This window comes from Lysinibacillus telephonicus (assembly GCF_039654155.1).
Classification (GTDB): Bacteria; Bacillota; Bacilli; order Bacillales_A; family Planococcaceae; genus Ureibacillus; species Ureibacillus telephonicus.
On sequence record NZ_CP155468.1, the window covers coordinates 1,387,918 to 1,407,253 of the forward strand.

Here is a 19,336-nt window from a genome sequence, read left to right on the forward strand (position 1 = left end):
TGCGAGGTTTTTTTACTATAAAGCATTGAATAATGTCTAGCTACAGCGCCCAGCCCCTCGAGGTCGCGGTCTGTCCTCGGGTCGAAAGCTAGAAAAGCTTATCGATTCCGGCCTTCCAGCGCATGGGGCTCACACGATGTGAGTCATGTCGGCGATGCCACACGATGTGGCTCCTTCGCCGACGCGGGGCTGAGCAGGGCGCTTTCGCTTTTCTTATCAGGAGGAAGAGGCAATGAGAAATTTACTTTCAATGGAACATTTATCTAATGAAGAAGTAATGATGATAATAGAACGGGCAGCACAGTTCGAGGCAGGGGAAGAAAGCGTCCTTAACAGGTCATATAATGTATCAAATCTGTTCTTTGAGCCAAGTACACGAACAAAAACAAGCTTCGAAATGGCAGAGCGAAAAGTAGGATGTTCAGTGATTCCATTTGATGCTAGTTTTTCAAGTGCATTAAAAGGCGAGACAATGTACGATACGGTCAAAACATTAGAAATGATAGGGATGGATGCGGTTGTAATCCGCGCCAAAGAAGATGAATATTATAACGAATTACTTGAAGGTATTAATGTTGCAGTAATAAATGCTGGGGACGGAGCAGGTCAGCATCCTTCACAAAGCTTACTAGATTTATATACGATTTATAAGGAATTTGGTTCATTTGAAGGACTAAATGTAACAATCGTCGGTGATATTTCTCATAGCCGTGTCGCAAAATCAAATGCAACTGCTCTAAAAAGGCTGGGTGTTAATATACGCTTCCTTTGCCCACCTGAATGGGCAGGCGATTACGCGGCCCATCATTCGTGGGATGAACTGCTTGAAGATAGCGATGTTGTCATGTTATTACGCATTCAGCACGAACGTCATATTGTAAATAAGAGCTTTTCAAAGGAAAGCTATCATGAACAATTTGGATTAACATTCGAGCGTGAAGCAAAAATGAAAAAAAATGCAATAATTATGCATCCAGCACCAGTAAATCGCGATGTAGAAATTGCTTCAGAATTAGTTGAGTGCGAGCGCTCCCGAATTTTTGATCAAGTAAGAAATGGCGTCTTTGTCAGAATGGCGATACTTGAAACAATATTGAAAGGAAGATAAACATGACGAAACATATAAAAAATATAAAACTATTAAACGAGCAAAGCGAATTAATAAACTCAAGTGTAACGATTGATAATGGAAAAATCATTGCAATTGGTGGAAAACAGCCAGAAGGTGCAGAAATTATTGATGGCAATGGGAACCTACTAGCACCCGGCTTTGTTGATTTACACGTTCATCTGCGTGAACCAGGTTTTGAGCATAAAGAAACAATCGCAACTGGTTCAGCTTCTGCGGCTAAAGGCGGCTTTACTACAATTTGTGCGATGCCAAATACAAAACCAGTGCCAGATTCAGTGGAAAACTTACAACTCATTAATGGATTAATTAAAGAAAGTGCAGTTGTTCGTGTCCTTCCATATGGTTCACTAACTGTTGCACAATCTGGTGATGAGCGGACCAATTTAGCTAACTTAAAAGCCCATGGTGCAGTCGCATTTTCGGACGATGGAGTAGGTGTTCAGCTAGCTGCAACAATGTTCGAGCAAATGAAGGATGCAGCGAAGCTTGATATGGTAGTTGTTGCACATTGTGAGGATAATTCATTAATTTATGATGGCGTAATGCATGAAGGAAAACGAAATAAAGAGCTTGGATTACCAGGAATTCCTTCTGTTTGTGAATCAGTGCAAATTGCTCGAGATGTATTACTAGCTGAAGCTGCAGGTGCTAGATATCACGTTTGTCATGTTTCGACGAAAGAATCAGTGAGAGCAGTAAGAGATGCAAAAGCAGCTGGCATCCGAGTGACAGCCGAGGTTTGTCCTCATCATCTGTTATTAGAAGAGATGGATATTCCTGGGGATGATGCGAACTGGAAGATGAATCCTCCACTGCGTGCTCTAGAGGATAAAGATTCCCTGCATGCAGCACTACTTGATGGAACAATCGACTGTATCTCAACGGATCACGCACCTCATACAGTTGAAGAAAAATGCTGTGGAATGGTTGGGGCGCCATTTGGAATTGTCGGTTTTGAAACAGCATTCCCACTTTTATATACACAATTTGTAGAGACAGGCAAATGGACTTTAAAACAATTAATTGATTGGATGACAGTAAAGCCAGCACAAATTTTCAACTTGCCTTATGGAAAAATTGAAGTAGGTGCATCAGCTGATTTGATTATCATCGATTTAAATAAAGAGCAAACAATTCATGCAGAAGAGTTTGTCTCAAAAGGACGGAACACACCGTTTAACGGATGGGCTGCAAAAGGTTGGCCAATTATGACAATTTTTGAAGGCAACATCGTCTATAAGGAGGAGAAATAATGAAAAAACGTTTATTAATTTTGGAAGACGGAACAGTTTTTAATGGTATTGCATTTGGAAGTGACCGCGCTTCCCAAGGTGAAGTCGTATTCACAACTGGTATGACGGGTTACCAAGAAACATTATCTGACCCATCTTTCTATGGACAAATTGTTACTTTCACATATCCTTTAATCGGAAATTATGGAATTAACCGTGATGATTTTGAATCGATTACTCCAGCAATTAGAGGGATGGTTTGTCGTGAGTTGGCAAAACAGCCATCAAACTTTCGAAATGACATTTCACTAAATGATTATTTATTATCTCAAGACATTCCAGGAATTGAAGGAATTGATACGCGTAAATTAACACGCATCATTCGTTCGAAAGGTGCTGTAAAGGCAATTCTTACAGCGGCAGATGAAGAAGTTAATGTAGAGGAAGTAGTTGCAAAACTAAAAGAAACACCTCTTATTACAAATCATGTAAAAGAAGTTTCTCCAAAAGCAGCATATCCGAGTCCAGGACGTGGCAAACGAGTTGTCATAATGGACTTTGGAATGAAGCATGGTATTTTACGTGAATTAAATAAACGTGACTGTGATGTGTTAGTTGTTCCATATAACACATCTGCTGAAACTATTTTAGCATGGCATCCAGATGGTATTATGCTATCAAATGGACCTGGGGACCCTCAGGATGTTACGGAAGGTATTGAAACAATACGCAACCTAATCGGAAAAGTGCCAATCTTCGGAATTTGCTTAGGGCACCAATTATTTGCACTTGCTTGTGGAGCAAAAAGTTTCAAATTACCATTCGGACATCGAGGTGCAAATCATCCAGTAAAAGATTTACGCACTGGACGTACAGAATTAACTTCACAAAATCATGGTTATGCAGTTGATGAAAAATCATTGGAAGGTACAGATCTAGAAGTAACACATATTGCCCTAAATGATGGCACGGTTGAAGGGCTGCGTCATAAAAAATATCCTGTATTTACAGTACAATACCACCCAGAAGCTTCACCTGGGCCGGAAGATTCAAATCACTTATTCGATGAATTTATCGAACTAATGGAAGTACATGCTGGGAAGGAGAAACAACATGCCTAAACGTACAGATATAGAAACTATTTTAGTAATTGGATCAGGTCCAATTGTCATCGGTCAAGCAGCAGAATTTGACTATGCAGGAACACAAGCTTGTCTTTCATTAAAAGAAGAGGGTTACCGAGTAATATTAATCAACTCAAATCCTGCAACAATTATGACAGATACTCAGATTGCAGATAAGGTGTATCTAGAACCTATTTCTTTAGAGTTCGTATCCCGTATTTTACGTAAAGAACGCCCAGATGCGATTCTTCCGACACTCGGTGGGCAAACTGGATTAAATATGGCAATTGAATTAAACAACTCTGGAATTTTAGATGAGCTAGGCATTGAAATTCTAGGTACTAAGCTAGATGCCATTAACAAAGCAGAAGACCGTGACCAATTCCGTAATCTTATGTATGAATTAGGTGCACCTGTGCCTGAATCAGATATTATTCATAATTTAGAAGAAGCAAAAGCATTTGTTGCGAAAATTGGATATCCTGTAATTGTTCGCCCGGCATTCACTCTTGGTGGAACAGGCGGCGGTATTTGCAACAACGAACAAGAATTAGAGGAAATCGTAACAAGCGGATTAAAATATAGTCCAGTTACACAATGTTTGCTTGAAAAATCAATCGCTGGATACAAAGAAATCGAATACGAAGTAATGCGAGATTCAATCGATAATGCAATCGTTGTATGTAATATGGAAAACTTTGACCCAGTAGGAATCCATACAGGCGATTCAATCGTAGTAGCGCCATCTCAAACATTATCCGACCGCGAATATCAAATGCTGCGTAATATCTCTTTAGATATTATTCGCGCATTAAAAATTGAAGGCGGCTGTAACGTACAACTAGCGCTTGATCCAAACAGCTTCAATTATTATGTAATCGAAGTTAATCCACGTGTATCACGTTCATCAGCGCTAGCATCAAAAGCAACAGGTTATCCAATTGCAAAATTAGCAGCGAAAATTGCAGTAGGTTTGACTTTAGATGAAATTATCAATCCAGTAACAGGATCAACTTATGCAGACTTTGAACCGGCACTTGATTACATTGTTGCCAAAATCCCACGCTGGCCATTTGATAAATTCGAATCTGCCAAACGTAATTTAGGAACACAAATGAAGGCAACAGGAGAAGTTATGGCTCTTGGCCGTACTTTTGAAGAGGCAATCTTAAAAGCCGTACGCTCTCTTGAAACTGGTCATACACACATTGAATTAAAGCATGCTGAAGACAATTCAGACAACTGGATTGAAAAACGCATTCGCAAAGCTGGTGACGAGCGATTATTCTTCATTGCAGAAGCAATGAGACGAGGTGTTACAGCAGAGCAAATTCATGAATGGTCTCAGATTGACTTATGGTTCTTAAACAAACTGCAAAACATTATTAATATGGAAGCATCGTTATCTGAAAACGTAAATAATGCCGAAATTTTACGCCAAGCAAAACGTTTAGGCTTTGCAGATAAGAAAATTGCTGAGCTTTGGGATACTACTGCAGAGGAAATTTACCAATACCGTAAAGAACAAGGCATTATCCCTGTTTATAAAATGGTGGATACTTGCGCTGCTGAGTTCGAATCAACAACACCATATTTCTATGGAACATATGAAGAGGAAAACGAATCAATCGTAACAGATAAACCATCCGTTATAGTACTTGGTTCGGGCCCGATTCGTATCGGTCAAGGTGTAGAATTCGACTACGCAACAGTACACTCTGTATGGGCAATTCAAGAAGCAGGTTATGAAGCAATCATTATTAACTCAAACCCTGAAACGGTTTCAACTGACTTCTCAATCTCAGATAAGCTTTACTTTGAACCATTAACAATCGAAGATGTAATGCACATTATTGATCTTGAAAAACCTATAGGGGTTGTTGTTCAATTCGGTGGTCAAACAGCAATTAACTTAGCTGATAAATTAGCAGCGCATGGTGTGAAGATTTTAGGAACAAACTTAGAAGATATTGACCGCGCTGAAAATCGTGATAAATTTGAGCAGGCATTACATGAATTAGGCATTCCACAGCCAGCAGGTGAGACAGCTGTATCAACTGAGGAAGCGCTGGAGATTGGAAAAAAACTTGGCTTCCCAGTGTTAGTGCGTCCTTCATATGTACTAGGTGGGCGTGCGATGGAAATTGTCTATAATGAACAAGAATTAGAGCATTATATGGAAAATGCAGTAGAGGCTTCTCCTGATCATCCAGTATTAGTAGACCGTTATTTAACAGGGCAGGAAATTGAAGTTGATGCAATTTGTGATGGAGAAAATGTATTAATTCCAGGAATTATGGAGCATGTTGAACGTGCAGGGGTTCACTCCGGCGACTCAATTTCTGTATATCCACCACAAAAATTAACGGATCAGCAAAAAGCAACTTTAGTTGATTATACAACACGCTTAGCAAAAGGATTAAACATTATTGGATTAATGAACATCCAATATGTATTATCGAATGGTGAAATTTATGTAATTGAAGTAAATCCTCGCTCAAGCCGTACTGTGCCGTTCTTAAGTAAAATTACAAACATTCCAATGGCTAATATTGCGACAAAGGCAATTTTAGGGCAATCGATTGTAGAGCAAGGATACCCAACAGGACTTGCTAAGGAACAAAAAGGTGTCTTTGTAAAAGTACCGGTATTCAGCTTTGCAAAACTGCGCCGTGTCGACATTACATTAGGGCCTGAAATGAAATCTACGGGTGAAGTAATGGGGAAAGATGCAACATTTGAAAAAGCATTGTATAAAGGCTTTGTTGCAGCAGGTATGGAAATCAAAACTTACGGTACAGTATTGTTTACAGTATCTGATAAAGATAAGGAAGAAGCAATTCAATTAGCAAAACGTTTTAATACGGTTGGTTATCGCATTATGGCAACAGAAGGCACGGCACAAAGCTTTGCTGAAGCAGGTGTGCAGGCTGATGTTGTTGGCAAAATCGGCTCGAAAGAAAAAACTTTACTTGATGTTATTCAAAATGGCGAAGCACAACTCGTTGTTAACACGTTAACAAAAGGGAAACAGCCTGCTCGCGATGGATTCCGTATTCGTCGTGAATCAGTAGAAAATGGTGTGCCATGTTTAACATCACTTGATACAGCAGAGGCAATGTTAGAAATTATTGAATCGATGACATTCACAGCAGAAGAAATGCCAAAAGCGGAGGTATTCCATTAATGATTCAACAAGAACGAATGGTTGTCGTTCGTCAAACAGAAATCGCTCATCACATTTTTGAACTCACTTTACAAGGTCAAATTGTTCAGGAAATGAATCCTGGACAATTTGTCCACATTCGTGTGTCGCAAAGCTTTGAGCCGCTCCTACGACGACCAATTAGTATAGCTAATATTGACAAAGAAGCAGGAGAGGTAACACTTATTTATCGTGCAGAGGGCCGTGGTACAACGATTCTATCCGAAAAGCAAGTAGGAGACGAAGTAGATGTTCTTGGACCGCTTGGAAATGGATTCCCTGTTGATGAACTTCCTAAAGGCAAAACAGCCTTATTAGTAGGAGGAGGAATTGGTGTACCGCCTTTATATGAGTTATCCAAACAGTTAAATGCACGCGGAGTTCGAACAATCCATGTATTTGGTTTTGCTACAGAAGACGTGGCTTTTTATGAGGACAAGTTTTCAACATTAGGTGAAACACATTTTGTAACAGTAGATGGGTCTAAGGGAACAAAAGGCTTTGTAACAGATTTACTTGGAGAGTTAAAGCCAGAATTTGATGTGTTCTATTCTTGTGGTCCGCTGCCAATGCTTCGCGCCCTTGAACAATTTTATCCTAATAAACCAGGCTATCTGTCATTTGAAGAACGGATGGGCTGTGGTATCGGAGCTTGCTTTGCATGTATTTGCAAAACAACAGAGGATTCAGAAAAGGATTATGTAAAAGTTTGCTCTGATGGACCAGTATTTCCGAAAGGAGTTGTTAAACTATGAGTCGGCTAAGCATTCAACTCCCAGGATTGGATTTGAAAAACCCAATTATGCCAGCTTCAGGCTGTTTTGGTTTTGGGCGTGAATACGCACAGCTTTATGATTTGTCAAAATTGGGTGCAATTATGATAAAAGCAACTACAGTTGAGAAACGTCTTGGAAACCCAACTCCTCGTGTAGCCGAGACACCTGCTGGTATGTTAAATGCAATCGGATTACAAAACCCAGGGCTTGATAAAGTAATGAGTGATGAGCTTCCTTGGTTGGAGAAATACGATGTACCTATTATTGCAAACGTTGCTGGTACATTAATAGAAGACTATGTTGAAGTAGCGAGAAGAATTAGTACAGCACCGAATGTAAAAGCTTTAGAATTAAACATTTCATGTCCGAATGTCAAGCATGGTGGTATTACTTTCGGAACAGATCCAGTTATAGCACGTGAATTAGTGGAAGCGGTAAAAGCTGTTTCAAAGGTTCCTGTCTATGTCAAATTGTCGCCTAATGTAACAAATATTGTTGAAATTGCCCAAGCAGTTGAAATTGCTGGTGCAGATGGAATCACAATGATTAATACATTAATTGGTATGCGCTTAGATGAACGTACAGGTAAGCCTGTTATTGCAAACGGTACAGGGGGGCTGTCAGGGCCAGCAGTAAAGCCTGTTGCCATTAGAATGGTATATGACGTGTATAAAGCAGTGGATATTCCGATTATTGGAATGGGCGGTGTGTCATGCGTCCAAGATGTTATAGATTTCATGTCTGCCGGAGCCTCAGCAGTAGCAGTTGGAACTGCCAATTTTGTAGATCATTTTGTATGTCCGAATATTATCGATGCACTACCGAAGAAATTGGAAGAATTAGGCGTGACACATATTAAAGAACTAATTGGAAGGAGCCATCGATAAAATGAATAGTAAGCCAATCATTGCACTAGATTTCCCTAGTGAAAAAGAAGTATTCGCTTTTTTGAGTCAATTTAATGAGCCGTTGTTTGTAAAAATCGGGATGGAACTTTATTTACAGGAAGGTCCCGATATAGTGCGCAAAGTAAAGGAACATGGCCATGACATCTTCTTAGATTTAAAACTGCATGATATTCCGAATACTGTTAAATCCGCAATGAAAGGTTTAGCAAGACTAGGCGTCGATTTAGTCAATGTTCATGCAGCAGGTGGCGTCAATATGATGGAAAGTGCACTTGAAGGATTAGAGGCAGGGACTCCATCAGGTATGAAGCGTGCAAAATTAATTAGTGTCACACAACTAACATCTACAACAGAAGAACAAATGCAGCAGCAACAAAAAATCACCTTATCCTTGCTTGAATCAGTATTACATTATGCAAGTATTACAAAACAAGCAGGCTTAGATGGAGTAGTTTGCTCGGTGCATGAAGCAAATGTAATTAGAAATCAATGCGGAGAAGATTTTCTACGTGTAACACCAGGGATTCGTTTAGCTGGTGGAGAAATACATGATCAGAAACGAATAGCAACACCAGACGTAGCGCGCAGAGATGGTTCTTCTTTAATTGTAGTAGGGCGTGCAATAACAAATGCAAAAGATCCAGTTGAAGCATATAAAACAGTAAGCGAATTATGGGAGGAAAACTAAAATGTCATTACAAAAAGAAATTGCACATGCAATGTTAAAGGTTGGTGCAGTTGAGTTAAACCCGAATGAATTATTTACTTGGGCATCTGGAATAAAATCACCAATTTACTGTGATACACGTTTAACTATTTCAGATCCTATTATTCGTAAACAAATTGCAAATGGTCTTGCACAAAATATTAAGGAATATTTCTCTGAGACAGAAGTTGTTGCTGGTACTGCTACTGCTGGTATTCCTCATGCTGCTTGGGTTTCAGATATTTTAGAATTGCCAATGGTTTATGTACGTTCAAAAGCAAAAGAACATGGGCGTGGAAACCAAATAGAAGGAAAAATTAAAGCAGGTCAAAAAGTAGTCGTAGTTGAAGATATCATCTCTACTGGTGGTTCATCTATTACAGCAGTTGAAGCATTGCGTGCTGCTGGTTGTGAAGTAGTTGGAGTAGTTTGTGTATATACATATAATTTGCCTCGTGCAGAGCAGGCATTTAAGGATGGAAACGTTAAATATGTAAGTTTAACAAATTTTGATTATTTAGTAGAAGCGGCAATGGAGTCTGGAGCAATTAAATCTGAAGAGATACCATTTCTGAAGGACTGGCATAAAAAACTAAAAGCCGGGGAGCTATAAAATATTAAAGGTCAACTCAAAATTAACCAAATTTTGAGTTGACCTATTATTTTATACTTTAAACTTTTTGAGCAGTTGTTGCAGCTCGACTGATTGGTCGGATAATTCTATAGCTACATTGTTTACTCCAACCATCGTTGCTGTTTGCTCTTCTACTGAAGCAGCAATTGTTTCCATATGGTCAGCTGCATTAGTAGAACCTTTTGAAATTTCTTCAACTGAAGCTGCGACTTCTTCAGCACTTGCTGATATTTGCTGGGAAGCAGCTGAAATATTACTTATTTGGTCATTCATTAAATAAATTGCTTGTTGAATTAAGTTAAACGATTTCCCTGTTTCGGCAATAATATCGACGCCTTCATGAACGGAGTGAAGCGAGTCATTTACCGCATTTTCAACATTTTTAGTATCCGCTTTTATTAAAGTTGTTATTTCAACAATCTTACTTGCAGAGAGTTTTGATTCTTCAGCAAGCTTTCTTACTTCTTCTGCAACGACAGCAAAACCTTTACCATGCTCTCCAGCTCTAGCTGCTTCAATTGCTGCATTTAAGGCAAGTAAATTTGTTTGTTCTGTTATGTCTGTAATTACCTGTGTAATATTTTCAATTTCTTCAGACTGTTTACTTAGTTTTTGTACTAAGTTATTTACAACTGAAGAGGATTCTTTAATAATGTTCATTTGATTTTGAGCTTGCTCAACATTTTTACTTCCTATGGCAGCAGTTTCAGAAGAGTCTGTTGCATTTTGGTGAAGTGCTTGTGCTGATTCTGCAATTTTTTGAATACCAGTAGCGGTTTCATCCATTGCTCTTGCACTTTCATTTGAAGCACTTGATGAAATCTTTGCTATTTCTGCAGTTTCCTCAACTCGTTTAGCCATATCTTCCGAAGTTGCCGCCATTTCTTCAGTGCTTGCAGACAATTCTTCGGCAGCAGCCGACAATTGCTCAGTACCCGATTGTACATTGCGTATTAAAAGCTGTAGGTTAGATTTCATTTTATTAAATGCAATTGAAAGCTGACCGATTTCATCTTTAGACTTATGTATAATCTCTTTTTCAGATAAATCGCCTTCTGCAATTAAATTTGCCCTATCGACGATTTTTTGTAATGGATTTGAAATCGTACGGCGAACATAAATAATAATTATAATGCCTATTAATATTCCGACAATAATAGAAACAATAGTAATTGTTCTTGTTAATTCAACTGTTTCCTTTGCACTTGCAGAAACTTTATTTAATAAATCTTCTTGATAGTTTAAGATTTTATCAGAGTAATCGGAAATACCAGAGTTTGCTGTTTTAGCTTCTTCCACTACAACTTTGATGGCACTTTCTTTATCACCGGTGTTATAGTAATTCCACATCTTTTCTATAGCTTCGTTAAAATTATTATTATACATTGAAATTTCATCAGCATATTTTTTTAACTCATTTTCAGTTGCTTGATTACTAAGTTCCAAGATTTTATTATCCAAAAATTTTGAATATGTCGATAAGTTGTCACGTGTTTCTGGTGTATCATCAATCATAATTGCTCTTACATAAAGCCCTTGCATAGCCATTCCGAATTTTATATCATTTGCTAATTGCACTTGGGCAACTTGTTCATCAATTGCTTGTTCAACTTTAGTATTAATATTGTTTATTTCTTTTATAATGAGGCTTAATGAAATGACAAATACTACTATTACAGTAAAGAAACCAATCCCGATTTTTTTTCCTATTGACATAATTCCCCTCCATAAAACAGTTTTACTGTTATTCAAATACTTATAAGATTGTAATACTTTTTATTTTATACGAGGGAATTGAACAAAATCTGAACGAAAGTAGAACGAACTAAAAAGATTAATTAGTAATTAAATTTAATAATAGATAAGCTAGAAAGTTCAAGAGAATAGAAAATCCACCCTCTTTAATAGAAAGAAGCGAAGGCAAAGCTCTATTAAAGGAGAGTGGATTTTATTTAATTATTTATTTTTTTTTTAACTTTAAAACAATCTCTTCATTTGGTGTTACATAAAGGGTTTTTTGTTCGAAATAAATAACAAAACCAGGTTTTGACCCATTTGGTTTTTTCACTTGACGAATTTCTGTGTAATCAACAGGTACAGAAGAAGATTCTCTAGCTTTACTATAGTAAGCACTTAATGTAGCTGCTTCAAATAAAGTTGTTTCGTCCGGATCGTTTGAATGGATGACTACGTGAGAACCGGGTATATCTTTTGTATGAAGCCAAATGTCAGTCTTTTTTGCTAATTTAAATGTTAAATAATCATTTTGTTTATTATTTTTACCGACGGAAATAGCAATTCCTGATGATGACATAAATTGTTCAGGTGATGGCTTCGTTGGTTTCTTTTTGCGCTTTGTTGCACGCATTCGAAGATATCCTTGTTCAGCAAGTTCTTCGCGAATTTCTTCAATATCCGCCGGGGAAGCTTGCCCAACTTGTGCTAAAATCATTTCAAAATATTGGATTTCATTTTTTGTTTTAGTCATTTGTTCATTTATCATAATGAGTGCATTTTTAGCTTTATTATATTTCGTATAATAGCTTTGGGCATTTTCGACTGGAGTTTTTCTTTCGCTTATCGGAATAGTAATTTGTTCGCCATTGTCGCTGTAGTAGTTTGTGACCGTTACTTCTTTCATACCCTTTTCAAATTGATATAAATTCGCCATCAGCAACTCACCATAAAGCTGAAATTTATCTAACTTCGATGCATGGTCAAGATCTTTTTGAAGCTTTTTTAATTTCAAATTCAATTTACTCAATTCGTTTAGCAGCCAACGTTCCAAGTCACCAGCTTGTTGTTTAACTCGGTCACGTTCTGCGCGTGCAAAGAATGTGCGGTCTAGCAAAGAACTTAAATTATCAAATGTTGTTTCTTTGCCATTTAAATGAGTTATTTTTGTCGGTGAGAAATATGTTTTTTTGTCAGCCTCTAAATAGGTCGGAAAGGCGCCTGTTATGATTTCGTTTAAAAATGTCTTGAATGTGTTAACTATTTCTCCTTGTTTTAAGCGATGCAACAGTTCTTCAGCGTGTGTTGGTGAAAACCCTTTAAAATGAGAAACAATATCTTTTGCTGTCTTTTCTTCGGCGAAAAACAGTTGCAATTCATCCTCTGAAACAGTAGATGGATTAACTTTATTTTGAGCTGGTGGAGCTATGTATTGTTGTCCAGGCAATACAGTTCGATAGCTGTTTATAGTTGGTGGTAAATGTTTTAAGCTGTCGATAATTTTATTTGAATCGCTATCTATTAGCATTACATTACTATGACGACCCATAATCTCAATCGTTAATTTACGGAAAACTTGATCACCAATCTCATTTTTACTTTCCACATCCAATGTAATAATACGTTCGAAAGCATCTGTTTGGACTGCGTGTATAAAGCCTCCTTCTAAATGCTTTCTAAGCAGCATACAAAACATCGGTGGCTCGGCAGGATTATCAATCGATTGTTCAGTTAAGTGAACACGTGCGTATGATGGGTGGATTGAACATAATAATTTATAATTTTCACCGTTTGCACGTATATGTAAAACAATTTCGAGTGCATTCGGCTGGTGGATTTTTGTAATACGTCCGGTAATAAGTTTTTTTAATTCATTTGCCATAGCAAAAGTAAATAATCCATCAAAAGCCATTTTAATTCCTCTTTTCTAAATAAAAAATCTTTCTCACATTATACTATAGTTCTTATCTGTTGCCTTCCATTTACTTTTTCTTTGCTTCATACGTAATAAAATACTAAACATGTGTTATAATTGGAACAGTATGTAAAGAAAGGTGTGACGAACCTTGGTTTGTAGTATGACTGGTTTTGGTAGGGGTGTCACAACCACGAATAACTTTCAGCTTACTGTTGAAGTTAGGTCTGTTAACCATCGTTTTCTAGAAATTTATACGAAATTCCCCAAGGAATGGCTAGAAGCTGAAATGCTAGCCAAAAAAATTTTTTCGCAATATGTACAACGTGGAAAATTAGATGTTGTCGTTAATTTAAAATTAATGGGAAATGAAGCATCTGCATTTCAAATCAATTGGTCTATTATAGAGGCGTATAAAAATGCGAAAGAACAGCTTCGTGAAGTGTTGCCACTAGAAGAAAAATGGACGATGGAGGAGCTTTTTTCATTAGAGAATGCTTTAACGTATGAAAAGCAAGAGATATCATCTGAAGAGCTTCAAGAAGCGGTGGAACATGCTGTCAGAGAGGCTGCTGAAAAATTAGTTGTGATGCGGAAAAGAGAAGGTCAGCAATTAAAAAATGCTTTGCTTCAATATAAAGCTGAATTGAAAGAGCAAATTGAATTTATTCGAGAATTTTCACAAGAAGCAGTTAAAAAATATCGCGATAAGTTAACTGAAAGAATATTAGAAATCGCACAAGTTGATGCTATTGAAGATCGCCTTATTGCTGAAGTAGCATTATTTGCAGATCGCGTGGATATTGCTGAAGAGCTGGATCGTCTGGATAGTCACTTTAATCAGCTTGAAGAAACATTGGAAGAATCTACTTCAATAGGTCGTAAATTGGATTTTTTAATGCAGGAAATGCATCGAGAAGTAAATACGATTGCTTCAAAAAATCAATCCTCTAAAGTGGCAGTTGCAGTTGTTCAATGTAAAACAGTTTTAGAAAAAATGCGAGAACAGGTACAAAATATCGAATAATTCGTTTATGCTATTAGTAATAAATTAAAAATTATTGTTTTTCTTGATTCAGTAGAAGACTCCGCCTAATTAGTGGTGAGAGGATGCAATTGCGCAGGGACGTAATTGATATTAATAGCAGTAAAGTAAGGGAGTAGTTGAGAACAATGAGAAAAGAGCGTGGTTTATTAATTGTTCTATCAGGCCCATCTGGTGTCGGTAAAGGAACAGTACGCAAGGAGCTATTTTCAAAGGCCGGCACAAATTATGAATACTCGATTTCGATGACTACCCGCTCTCCGCGAGAAGGGGAAGTAGATGGAGTCGATTATTTTTTTAAGACGCGTGAAGAGTTTGAGGTCTTGATTGAGGAAGGTGGGTTATTAGAACATGCCGAATTTGTTGGCAATTACTATGGTACCCCGCTAGCCTATGTAAATGAAACACTTGATGCAGGACGGGATGTTTTTTTAGAAATAGAGGTACAAGGAGCTGCACAAATTCGTGAAAAGGCACCTGAAGCACTATTTATTTTCCTGGCACCGCCAAGTCTTTCAGAACTTCAAAACCGTTTAGTTGGACGAGGTACTGAAACAGAGGATATTATTAAAAAGAGAATTGAAACTGCGCGGGAAGAACTCGAAATGATGAGTTTATATGATTACGTTGTAGAAAATGACGAAATTCAAAATGCATGTGATAAAATAAATGCTATTATTGTTGCAGAACATTGTCGACGTGAACGTGTTGAAAAACAATATTTGTCTATGTTGAGAGGAGAATAAACTTTTATGTTATACCCATCTATTGATGCATTAAAAAGTAAAATTGATTCTAAATATTCATTGGTAAGTCTTGCAGCTAAACGTGCTCGCCAAATGCAAGAACAAGGTGATGAAAGATTAAAGGGCTATGTATCTTACAAGCCAGTTGGCAAAGCGTTAGAGGAAGTTGCGGCAGGTATATTAAATAAAGAAAAGCAAGACGAGTCTACAATTTACGAAGACGAAGTATAATTTCAAACGTCATGCTGGAATGAATTTATAGACATGAAATAATTTTATGATATGACGATCTTAAGTAGCTCCCGGAGAATTTTTCTTTGGGAGCTTGTCATTTGGAAGGATGGGTAGTCATGAAGAAAAATATATTACTTTGTGTTTCCGGCGGTATTGCCGTCTATAAAGCAGTTGCACTAGTCAGCAAATTATCTCAAGCTAATTTTAATGTCAAAGTGATAATGACAGAATCCGCTAGAAAATTTGTAACACCGTTAAGCTTTCAAGTTATGTCAAAAAACGATGTATATTACGATACTTTTGACGAAAAAGATTCAAGTGTAATTGCTCACATTGATTTAGCAGATTGGGCAGATTTAATAATCGTTGCCCCTGCCACTGCAAACGTCATAGGCAAGCTGGCAAATGGTATTGCTGATGATATGGTAACAACTACTTTACTCGCTGCAACATGCCCTGTTTGGCTAGCCCCTGCAATGAATGTACATATGTATGATCATCCAGCTGTTAAACGCAATATCGCTAGATTAGCTGAAGATGGCTGTTCATTTATAGAGCCGTCTGAAGGATATTTGGCATGTGGCTATGTAGGCAAAGGACGATTAGAGGAGCCGGAAAAAATTACACAGCTTGTAGTTGAGTTTTTTAAGGGAGAAGCGGAAAAATTATGACATTAGTTGCCGAGGTAATTGTAGATGTTGCTGCATATCCAGTTGATCGGCCTTTTGATTACTTAGTTCCAGATGATATGACAACTTTAATTGAGTGCGGCAGTAGGGTAAAGGTTCCGTTTGGTCCAAGAAATGTGCTTGGTTTTGTAGTTTTGTTAAAGGAATCAACTGATATTCCTTTGGAAAAAATTAAACCAGTATCTCAGCTTCTAGATATCGAACCTGTTTTAACGAATGAAATGCTTGAACTCGCAAAGTGGTTAAAGCATGAAACGATATGCTATGAGATAGATGCACTTCAAGTAATGTTGCCTTCTGCATTGCGGGCAAAATACGAAAAAATGGTAACGCTTCAAACAGATATTGAGTTATTGCCACAATCCTTAAAAGAAATATTCGGAAACTCTTCAAAAGTGAACTATAAAGAATTTGAAAAAAACAATTTACTTCACGAACTAAAACATGCACTTAATGAAAAATTAGTTGTTATTGAAAATGTAGTAAAACAAAAAGGGAATGTCAAAGAAGTTCGAAAAGTTCAAATTTGCAACGATTTAAATAAGCTTTTAGAAATTCAAAATCACATTTCCAACCGCGCAAAAAAACAGAAGCAGCTTGTAGAATGGATGCAATCACATGTTGGAGAAACAATAGAGCCAAATACAATCTATGAAGAGGCGAATACATCTTCCCAAGTATTGCAAGCTGTAATTAGCTTAGGGGCTGCAACATTTATTCATGAAGAAGTATATCGTGATCCGTTTACAAAAAAGGTAGAAAAAAAGGATTTCTTAGATTTAACAGATGAGCAATCTACTGCATTGGAAAAAATCGTTTTATCTATGAAACAGAAGCAGTCAGAAACCTTTCTTTTACACGGGATAACTGGAAGCGGCAAAACTGAAGTGTATTTACAGGCTATTTCACAATGTTTAAATGATGGCAAAGAAGCCATTGTATTAGTACCTGAAATTTCTCTTACACCTCAAATGACAGAACGCTTCCGCTCACGTTTTGGTGAGCTCGTTGCAGTGATGCACAGTGGACTCTCTGTTGGTGAAAAATACGATGAATGGCGAAAAGTTCACGAAGGCAAAGTGAAGGTAGTCGTGGGTGCACGTTCTGCAGTATTCGCACCATTTGAGAATGTTGGAATTATTATTTTAGATGAAGAGCATGAATCTACATATAAGCAAGAGGATTCACCGAGATATCATGCAAGAGATGTGGCGATTTGGCGCAGTAAATTTCATCATTGTCCTGTTATTTTAGGCAGTGCTACACCTTCACTGGAATCTTTTGCACGGGCAAAGAAAAATGTATACACACTTCTTACATTGAGAGAACGTGCGTTAAAGCAATCATTGCCTACTGTACAGGTAGTTGATATGCGGGAAGAGTTGCAAAAAGGCAACCGTTCTATGTTTTCACGAAGTTTGATGGAGTCAATTGAAGTACGTTTACAAAAGAAGGAACAAATCGTCCTGTTTTTAAATCGACGTGGCTATTCTTCCTTTGTACTTTGCAGGGATTGTGGAACTGTATTACAGTGTGAGAATTGCGATATTTCATTAACATATCACCGTTCAAGTGAAAAATGTAAATGCCATTACTGCGGCTATGAAATATCTGTACCGAAAAGTTGTCCACAATGTGAAAGTGATCATATTCGTTTTTTTGGTACAGGAACACAAAAAGTAGAAGAGGAATTGAGTAAACTGTTTCCCGAAGCAAGAGTTTTAAGGATGGACGTTGATACAACGAAAGTAAAAGGGGCTCATGAGCAAATACTACAAGCATTTGGTGATGGACAAGCAGATATATTACTTGGAACACAAATGATTGCAAAGGGCCTCGATTATCCAAACATTACGTTGGTTGGTGTACTAAGTGCCGATACGTCGCTGCATTTACCTGATTTTCGATCTGCAGAAAAAACATTTCAGCTACTAACACAGGTTAGCGGACGTGCTGGTCGACATGAAAAGGCGGGAGAAGTTGTAATTCAAACGTATACTCCTGAGCATTATGCGATTGAATTATCCAAATCCCAGGAATATGGCCCATTTTATGAACGTGAAATGCTTATGCGCCATCAAGCAGGCTATCCACCTTATTATTATTTAGCACTAATTCAAGTGTCGCATGAGGATGTAATGATGGCAGCAGAGTACGCTGGAAAGACAGTCGAATGGTTGCGCTCAAAGTTATCGTTTAACGTATCGATTATTGGTCCTACAGCATCTGGAATTAGCCGCCTCCAAAATAGATATCGATACCAATGTTTGATAAAATACAAAATAGAACCGGATTTGATTCCAACACTTATGCAGCTTATAAAGTTGTATCGTTCAGATTGGATAAAAAAAGGTATTATACTTTCAGTCGACTTAGATCCGACTATGATTTGATATGATAAATTAATTTTATCAATATACTAGGCAAATATTATTTTCGATTGTAGCGAAAGACGGCAAGTGTAGCTGTCGGCTGCGCCTTTCGCAACAGAGCAATGTTTTCTGTACCGAAAGCGAAGCGTCAGGTACATTTTCTGTACCGAAAGCGAAGCGTCAGGTACATTTTCTGTACCGAAAGCGAAGCGTCAGGTACAAAGCTTCCTTCGGGAAGAGCGTGAGTCAATTTATTTGCGACGAAAGCGAGGCAACAGGGGCATTGAGACCCCGCAGGAGCGCAGCTTACGAGGAGGCGAAATGCCCGCCCTTGATACGCGTCCGTCTGTAGCGAAAATCGTAGAGTAGAAGTGTAGAAAGAGGTTAAATAATGGCAATAAAAGAAGTTGTAAAGCATCCTGCAGCGGTGCTTACAGAAAAATGTAGCGAAGTAACAGTTATCGATGAGAAAATCATTACACTTCTTGATGATTTATATGACACGATGGTTGAATATGATGGTGTTGGAATTGCTGCTCCACAAATTAATGTTCCATTGCGTGTAGCAATTGTTGAAATCGGTGAAGAGCGTGATATTTTAGAAATGATTAACCCTACTGTTCTGGAGATTGACGGAGCAGAAGTTGATATAGAAGGTTGCTTAAGCTTCCCTAATTTGTTTGGTGAGGTAGAGCGGCCTACATATGTGAAAATTGAAGCGTGTGATAGAGAAGGTCGTGTTTATGAATTAGAAGCAGGTGGCTTTGATGCTCGTGCCATTCTTCATGAGATTGATCATTTAGATGGTGTGTTATTTGATTCTAAAATTATAAGAATTGTGACAGAAGAGGAACTTGCTGAGATGTATGGTGAGGAGGAGTAAA

Annotated in this window: 15 protein-coding genes and 1 pseudogene; 14 read left to right on the plus strand and 2 right to left on the minus strand. The window is 37.8% G+C overall.

Annotated elements, in window-relative coordinates:
- The first annotated feature begins 232 nt into the window (after nucleotides 1-232).
- Genes MKY04_RS06575 through pyrE form a run of 8 tightly spaced genes read left to right on the plus strand, consistent with a single transcriptional unit; the run spans nucleotide 233 to nucleotide 9,696 of the window.
- Entirely contained in the window at nucleotides 233-1,108 is an 876-nt protein-coding gene (locus MKY04_RS06575) for an aspartate carbamoyltransferase catalytic subunit (RefSeq protein WP_346235542.1), read from the plus strand.
- 2 nt (nucleotides 1,109-1,110) lie between these two features.
- Nucleotides 1,111-2,385 (plus strand): dihydroorotase, encoded by a 1,275-nt coding sequence (locus MKY04_RS06580; protein ID WP_126292847.1) that lies wholly within the window; start codon nucleotides 1,111-1,113, stop codon nucleotides 2,383-2,385.
- On the plus strand, nucleotides 2,385-3,485 hold the full coding sequence (locus MKY04_RS06585) for a carbamoyl phosphate synthase small subunit (protein ID WP_126292846.1): 1,101 nt from the start codon (nucleotides 2,385-2,387) through the stop codon (nucleotides 3,483-3,485). The genes MKY04_RS06580 and MKY04_RS06585 overlap by 1 nt, the downstream gene beginning before the upstream one ends.
- Nucleotides 3,478-6,675 (plus strand): carbamoyl-phosphate synthase large subunit, encoded by a 3,198-nt coding sequence (gene carB / locus MKY04_RS06590; protein ID WP_126292845.1) that lies wholly within the window; start codon nucleotides 3,478-3,480, stop codon nucleotides 6,673-6,675. The genes MKY04_RS06585 and carB overlap by 8 nt, the downstream gene beginning before the upstream one ends.
- Nucleotides 6,675-7,448 carry a dihydroorotate dehydrogenase electron transfer subunit gene (locus MKY04_RS06595; RefSeq protein ID WP_126292844.1) on the plus strand — a complete coding sequence of 258 codons (774 nt, stop codon included), beginning with the start codon at nucleotides 6,675-6,677 and terminating at the stop codon, nucleotides 7,446-7,448. Before carB ends, MKY04_RS06595 begins: the two co-directional genes overlap by 1 nt.
- On the plus strand, nucleotides 7,445-8,356 hold the full coding sequence (locus MKY04_RS06600) for a dihydroorotate dehydrogenase (RefSeq protein WP_346235543.1): 912 nt from the start codon (nucleotides 7,445-7,447) through the stop codon (nucleotides 8,354-8,356). The genes MKY04_RS06595 and MKY04_RS06600 overlap by 4 nt, the downstream gene beginning before the upstream one ends.
- Before the next feature lies 1 nt (nucleotide 8,357).
- The gene (gene pyrF, locus MKY04_RS06605) at nucleotides 8,358-9,065 is read left to right on the plus strand and encodes an orotidine-5'-phosphate decarboxylase (RefSeq protein ID WP_126292842.1); all 708 of its coding nucleotides are present in this window, start codon (nucleotides 8,358-8,360) and stop codon (nucleotides 9,063-9,065) included.
- A 1-nt stretch (nucleotide 9,066) separates the two neighbouring features.
- Nucleotides 9,067-9,696 (plus strand): orotate phosphoribosyltransferase, encoded by a 630-nt coding sequence (gene pyrE / locus MKY04_RS06610; RefSeq protein WP_126292841.1) that lies wholly within the window; start codon nucleotides 9,067-9,069, stop codon nucleotides 9,694-9,696.
- Nucleotides 9,697-9,747: 51 nt separating this feature from the next.
- Here pyrE and MKY04_RS06615 read toward each other — a convergent pair whose 3' ends face one another.
- Together MKY04_RS06615 and MKY04_RS06620 are read right to left on the minus strand one after the other, a co-directional pair.
- On the minus strand, nucleotides 9,748-11,433 hold the full coding sequence (locus tag MKY04_RS06615; RefSeq protein WP_346235544.1) for a methyl-accepting chemotaxis protein: 1,686 nt from the start codon (nucleotides 11,431-11,433) through the stop codon (nucleotides 9,748-9,750).
- Nucleotides 11,434-11,677: 244 nt separating this feature from the next.
- The gene (locus MKY04_RS06620; RefSeq protein WP_346235545.1) at nucleotides 11,678-13,363 is read right to left on the minus strand and encodes an Rqc2 family fibronectin-binding protein; all 1,686 of its coding nucleotides are present in this window, start codon (nucleotides 13,361-13,363) and stop codon (nucleotides 11,678-11,680) included.
- 154 nt (nucleotides 13,364-13,517) lie between these two features.
- Here MKY04_RS06620 and MKY04_RS06625 point away from each other — a divergent pair, with 154 nt between their 5' ends.
- From MKY04_RS06625 to def, 6 genes and pseudogenes are all read left to right on the plus strand, one after another.
- The gene (locus MKY04_RS06625; protein ID WP_126295787.1) at nucleotides 13,518-14,393 is read left to right on the plus strand and encodes a YicC/YloC family endoribonuclease; all 876 of its coding nucleotides are present in this window, start codon (nucleotides 13,518-13,520) and stop codon (nucleotides 14,391-14,393) included.
- 146 nt (nucleotides 14,394-14,539) lie between these two features.
- Nucleotides 14,540-15,157: a guanylate kinase gene (gene gmk / locus MKY04_RS06630; protein WP_126295788.1), complete on the plus strand. Its 618-nt coding sequence runs from the start codon at nucleotides 14,540-14,542 to the stop codon at nucleotides 15,155-15,157.
- Nucleotides 15,158-15,163: 6 nt separating this feature from the next.
- The gene (gene rpoZ, locus MKY04_RS06635; protein ID WP_126295789.1) at nucleotides 15,164-15,388 is read left to right on the plus strand and encodes a DNA-directed RNA polymerase subunit omega; all 225 of its coding nucleotides are present in this window, start codon (nucleotides 15,164-15,166) and stop codon (nucleotides 15,386-15,388) included.
- Between the two features lie 119 nt (nucleotides 15,389-15,507).
- Nucleotides 15,508-16,050 (plus strand): annotated as a pseudogene (gene coaBC, locus MKY04_RS06640) (bifunctional phosphopantothenoylcysteine decarboxylase/phosphopantothenate--cysteine ligase CoaBC); the annotation flags it as partial.
- Nucleotides 16,051-16,058: 8 nt separating this feature from the next.
- Nucleotides 16,059-18,473, plus strand: a complete 2,415-nt coding sequence (gene priA / locus MKY04_RS06645) for a primosomal protein N' (protein WP_346235546.1) — start codon at nucleotides 16,059-16,061, stop codon at nucleotides 18,471-18,473.
- 370 nt (nucleotides 18,474-18,843) lie between these two features.
- A complete protein-coding gene (gene def / locus MKY04_RS06650) occupies nucleotides 18,844-19,335 on the plus strand; it encodes a peptide deformylase (RefSeq protein WP_126295792.1) in 492 nt (163 codons plus the stop codon).
- Nucleotide 19,336: the final 1 nt, after the last annotated feature.

Coding starts and splice junctions, on each gene's coding strand:
- pyrE (WP_126292841.1), top strand. CDS start 9,067: ATGTCATTACAAAAAGAAATTGCACATGCAATGTTAAAGGTTGGTGCA.
- MKY04_RS06620 (WP_346235545.1), bottom strand. CDS start 13,363: ATGGCTTTTGATGGATTATTTACTTTTGCTATGGCAAATGAATTAAAA.
- MKY04_RS06615 (WP_346235544.1), bottom strand. CDS start 11,433: ATGTCAATAGGAAAAAAAATCGGGATTGGTTTCTTTACTGTAATAGTA.
- rpoZ (WP_126295789.1), top strand. CDS start 15,164: ATGTTATACCCATCTATTGATGCATTAAAAAGTAAAATTGATTCTAAA.
- def (WP_126295792.1), top strand. CDS start 18,844: ATGGCAATAAAAGAAGTTGTAAAGCATCCTGCAGCGGTGCTTACAGAA.
- MKY04_RS06580 (WP_126292847.1), top strand. CDS start 1,111: ATGACGAAACATATAAAAAATATAAAACTATTAAACGAGCAAAGCGAA.
- MKY04_RS06575 (WP_346235542.1), top strand. CDS start 233: ATGAGAAATTTACTTTCAATGGAACATTTATCTAATGAAGAAGTAATG.
- MKY04_RS06585 (WP_126292846.1), top strand. CDS start 2,385: ATGAAAAAACGTTTATTAATTTTGGAAGACGGAACAGTTTTTAATGGT.
- priA (WP_346235546.1), top strand. CDS start 16,059: ATGACATTAGTTGCCGAGGTAATTGTAGATGTTGCTGCATATCCAGTT.
- gmk (WP_126295788.1), top strand. CDS start 14,540: ATGAGAAAAGAGCGTGGTTTATTAATTGTTCTATCAGGCCCATCTGGT.
- MKY04_RS06595 (WP_126292844.1), top strand. CDS start 6,675: ATGATTCAACAAGAACGAATGGTTGTCGTTCGTCAAACAGAAATCGCT.
- MKY04_RS06600 (WP_346235543.1), top strand. CDS start 7,445: ATGAGTCGGCTAAGCATTCAACTCCCAGGATTGGATTTGAAAAACCCA.
- pyrF (WP_126292842.1), top strand. CDS start 8,358: ATGAATAGTAAGCCAATCATTGCACTAGATTTCCCTAGTGAAAAAGAA.
- carB (WP_126292845.1), top strand. CDS start 3,478: ATGCCTAAACGTACAGATATAGAAACTATTTTAGTAATTGGATCAGGT.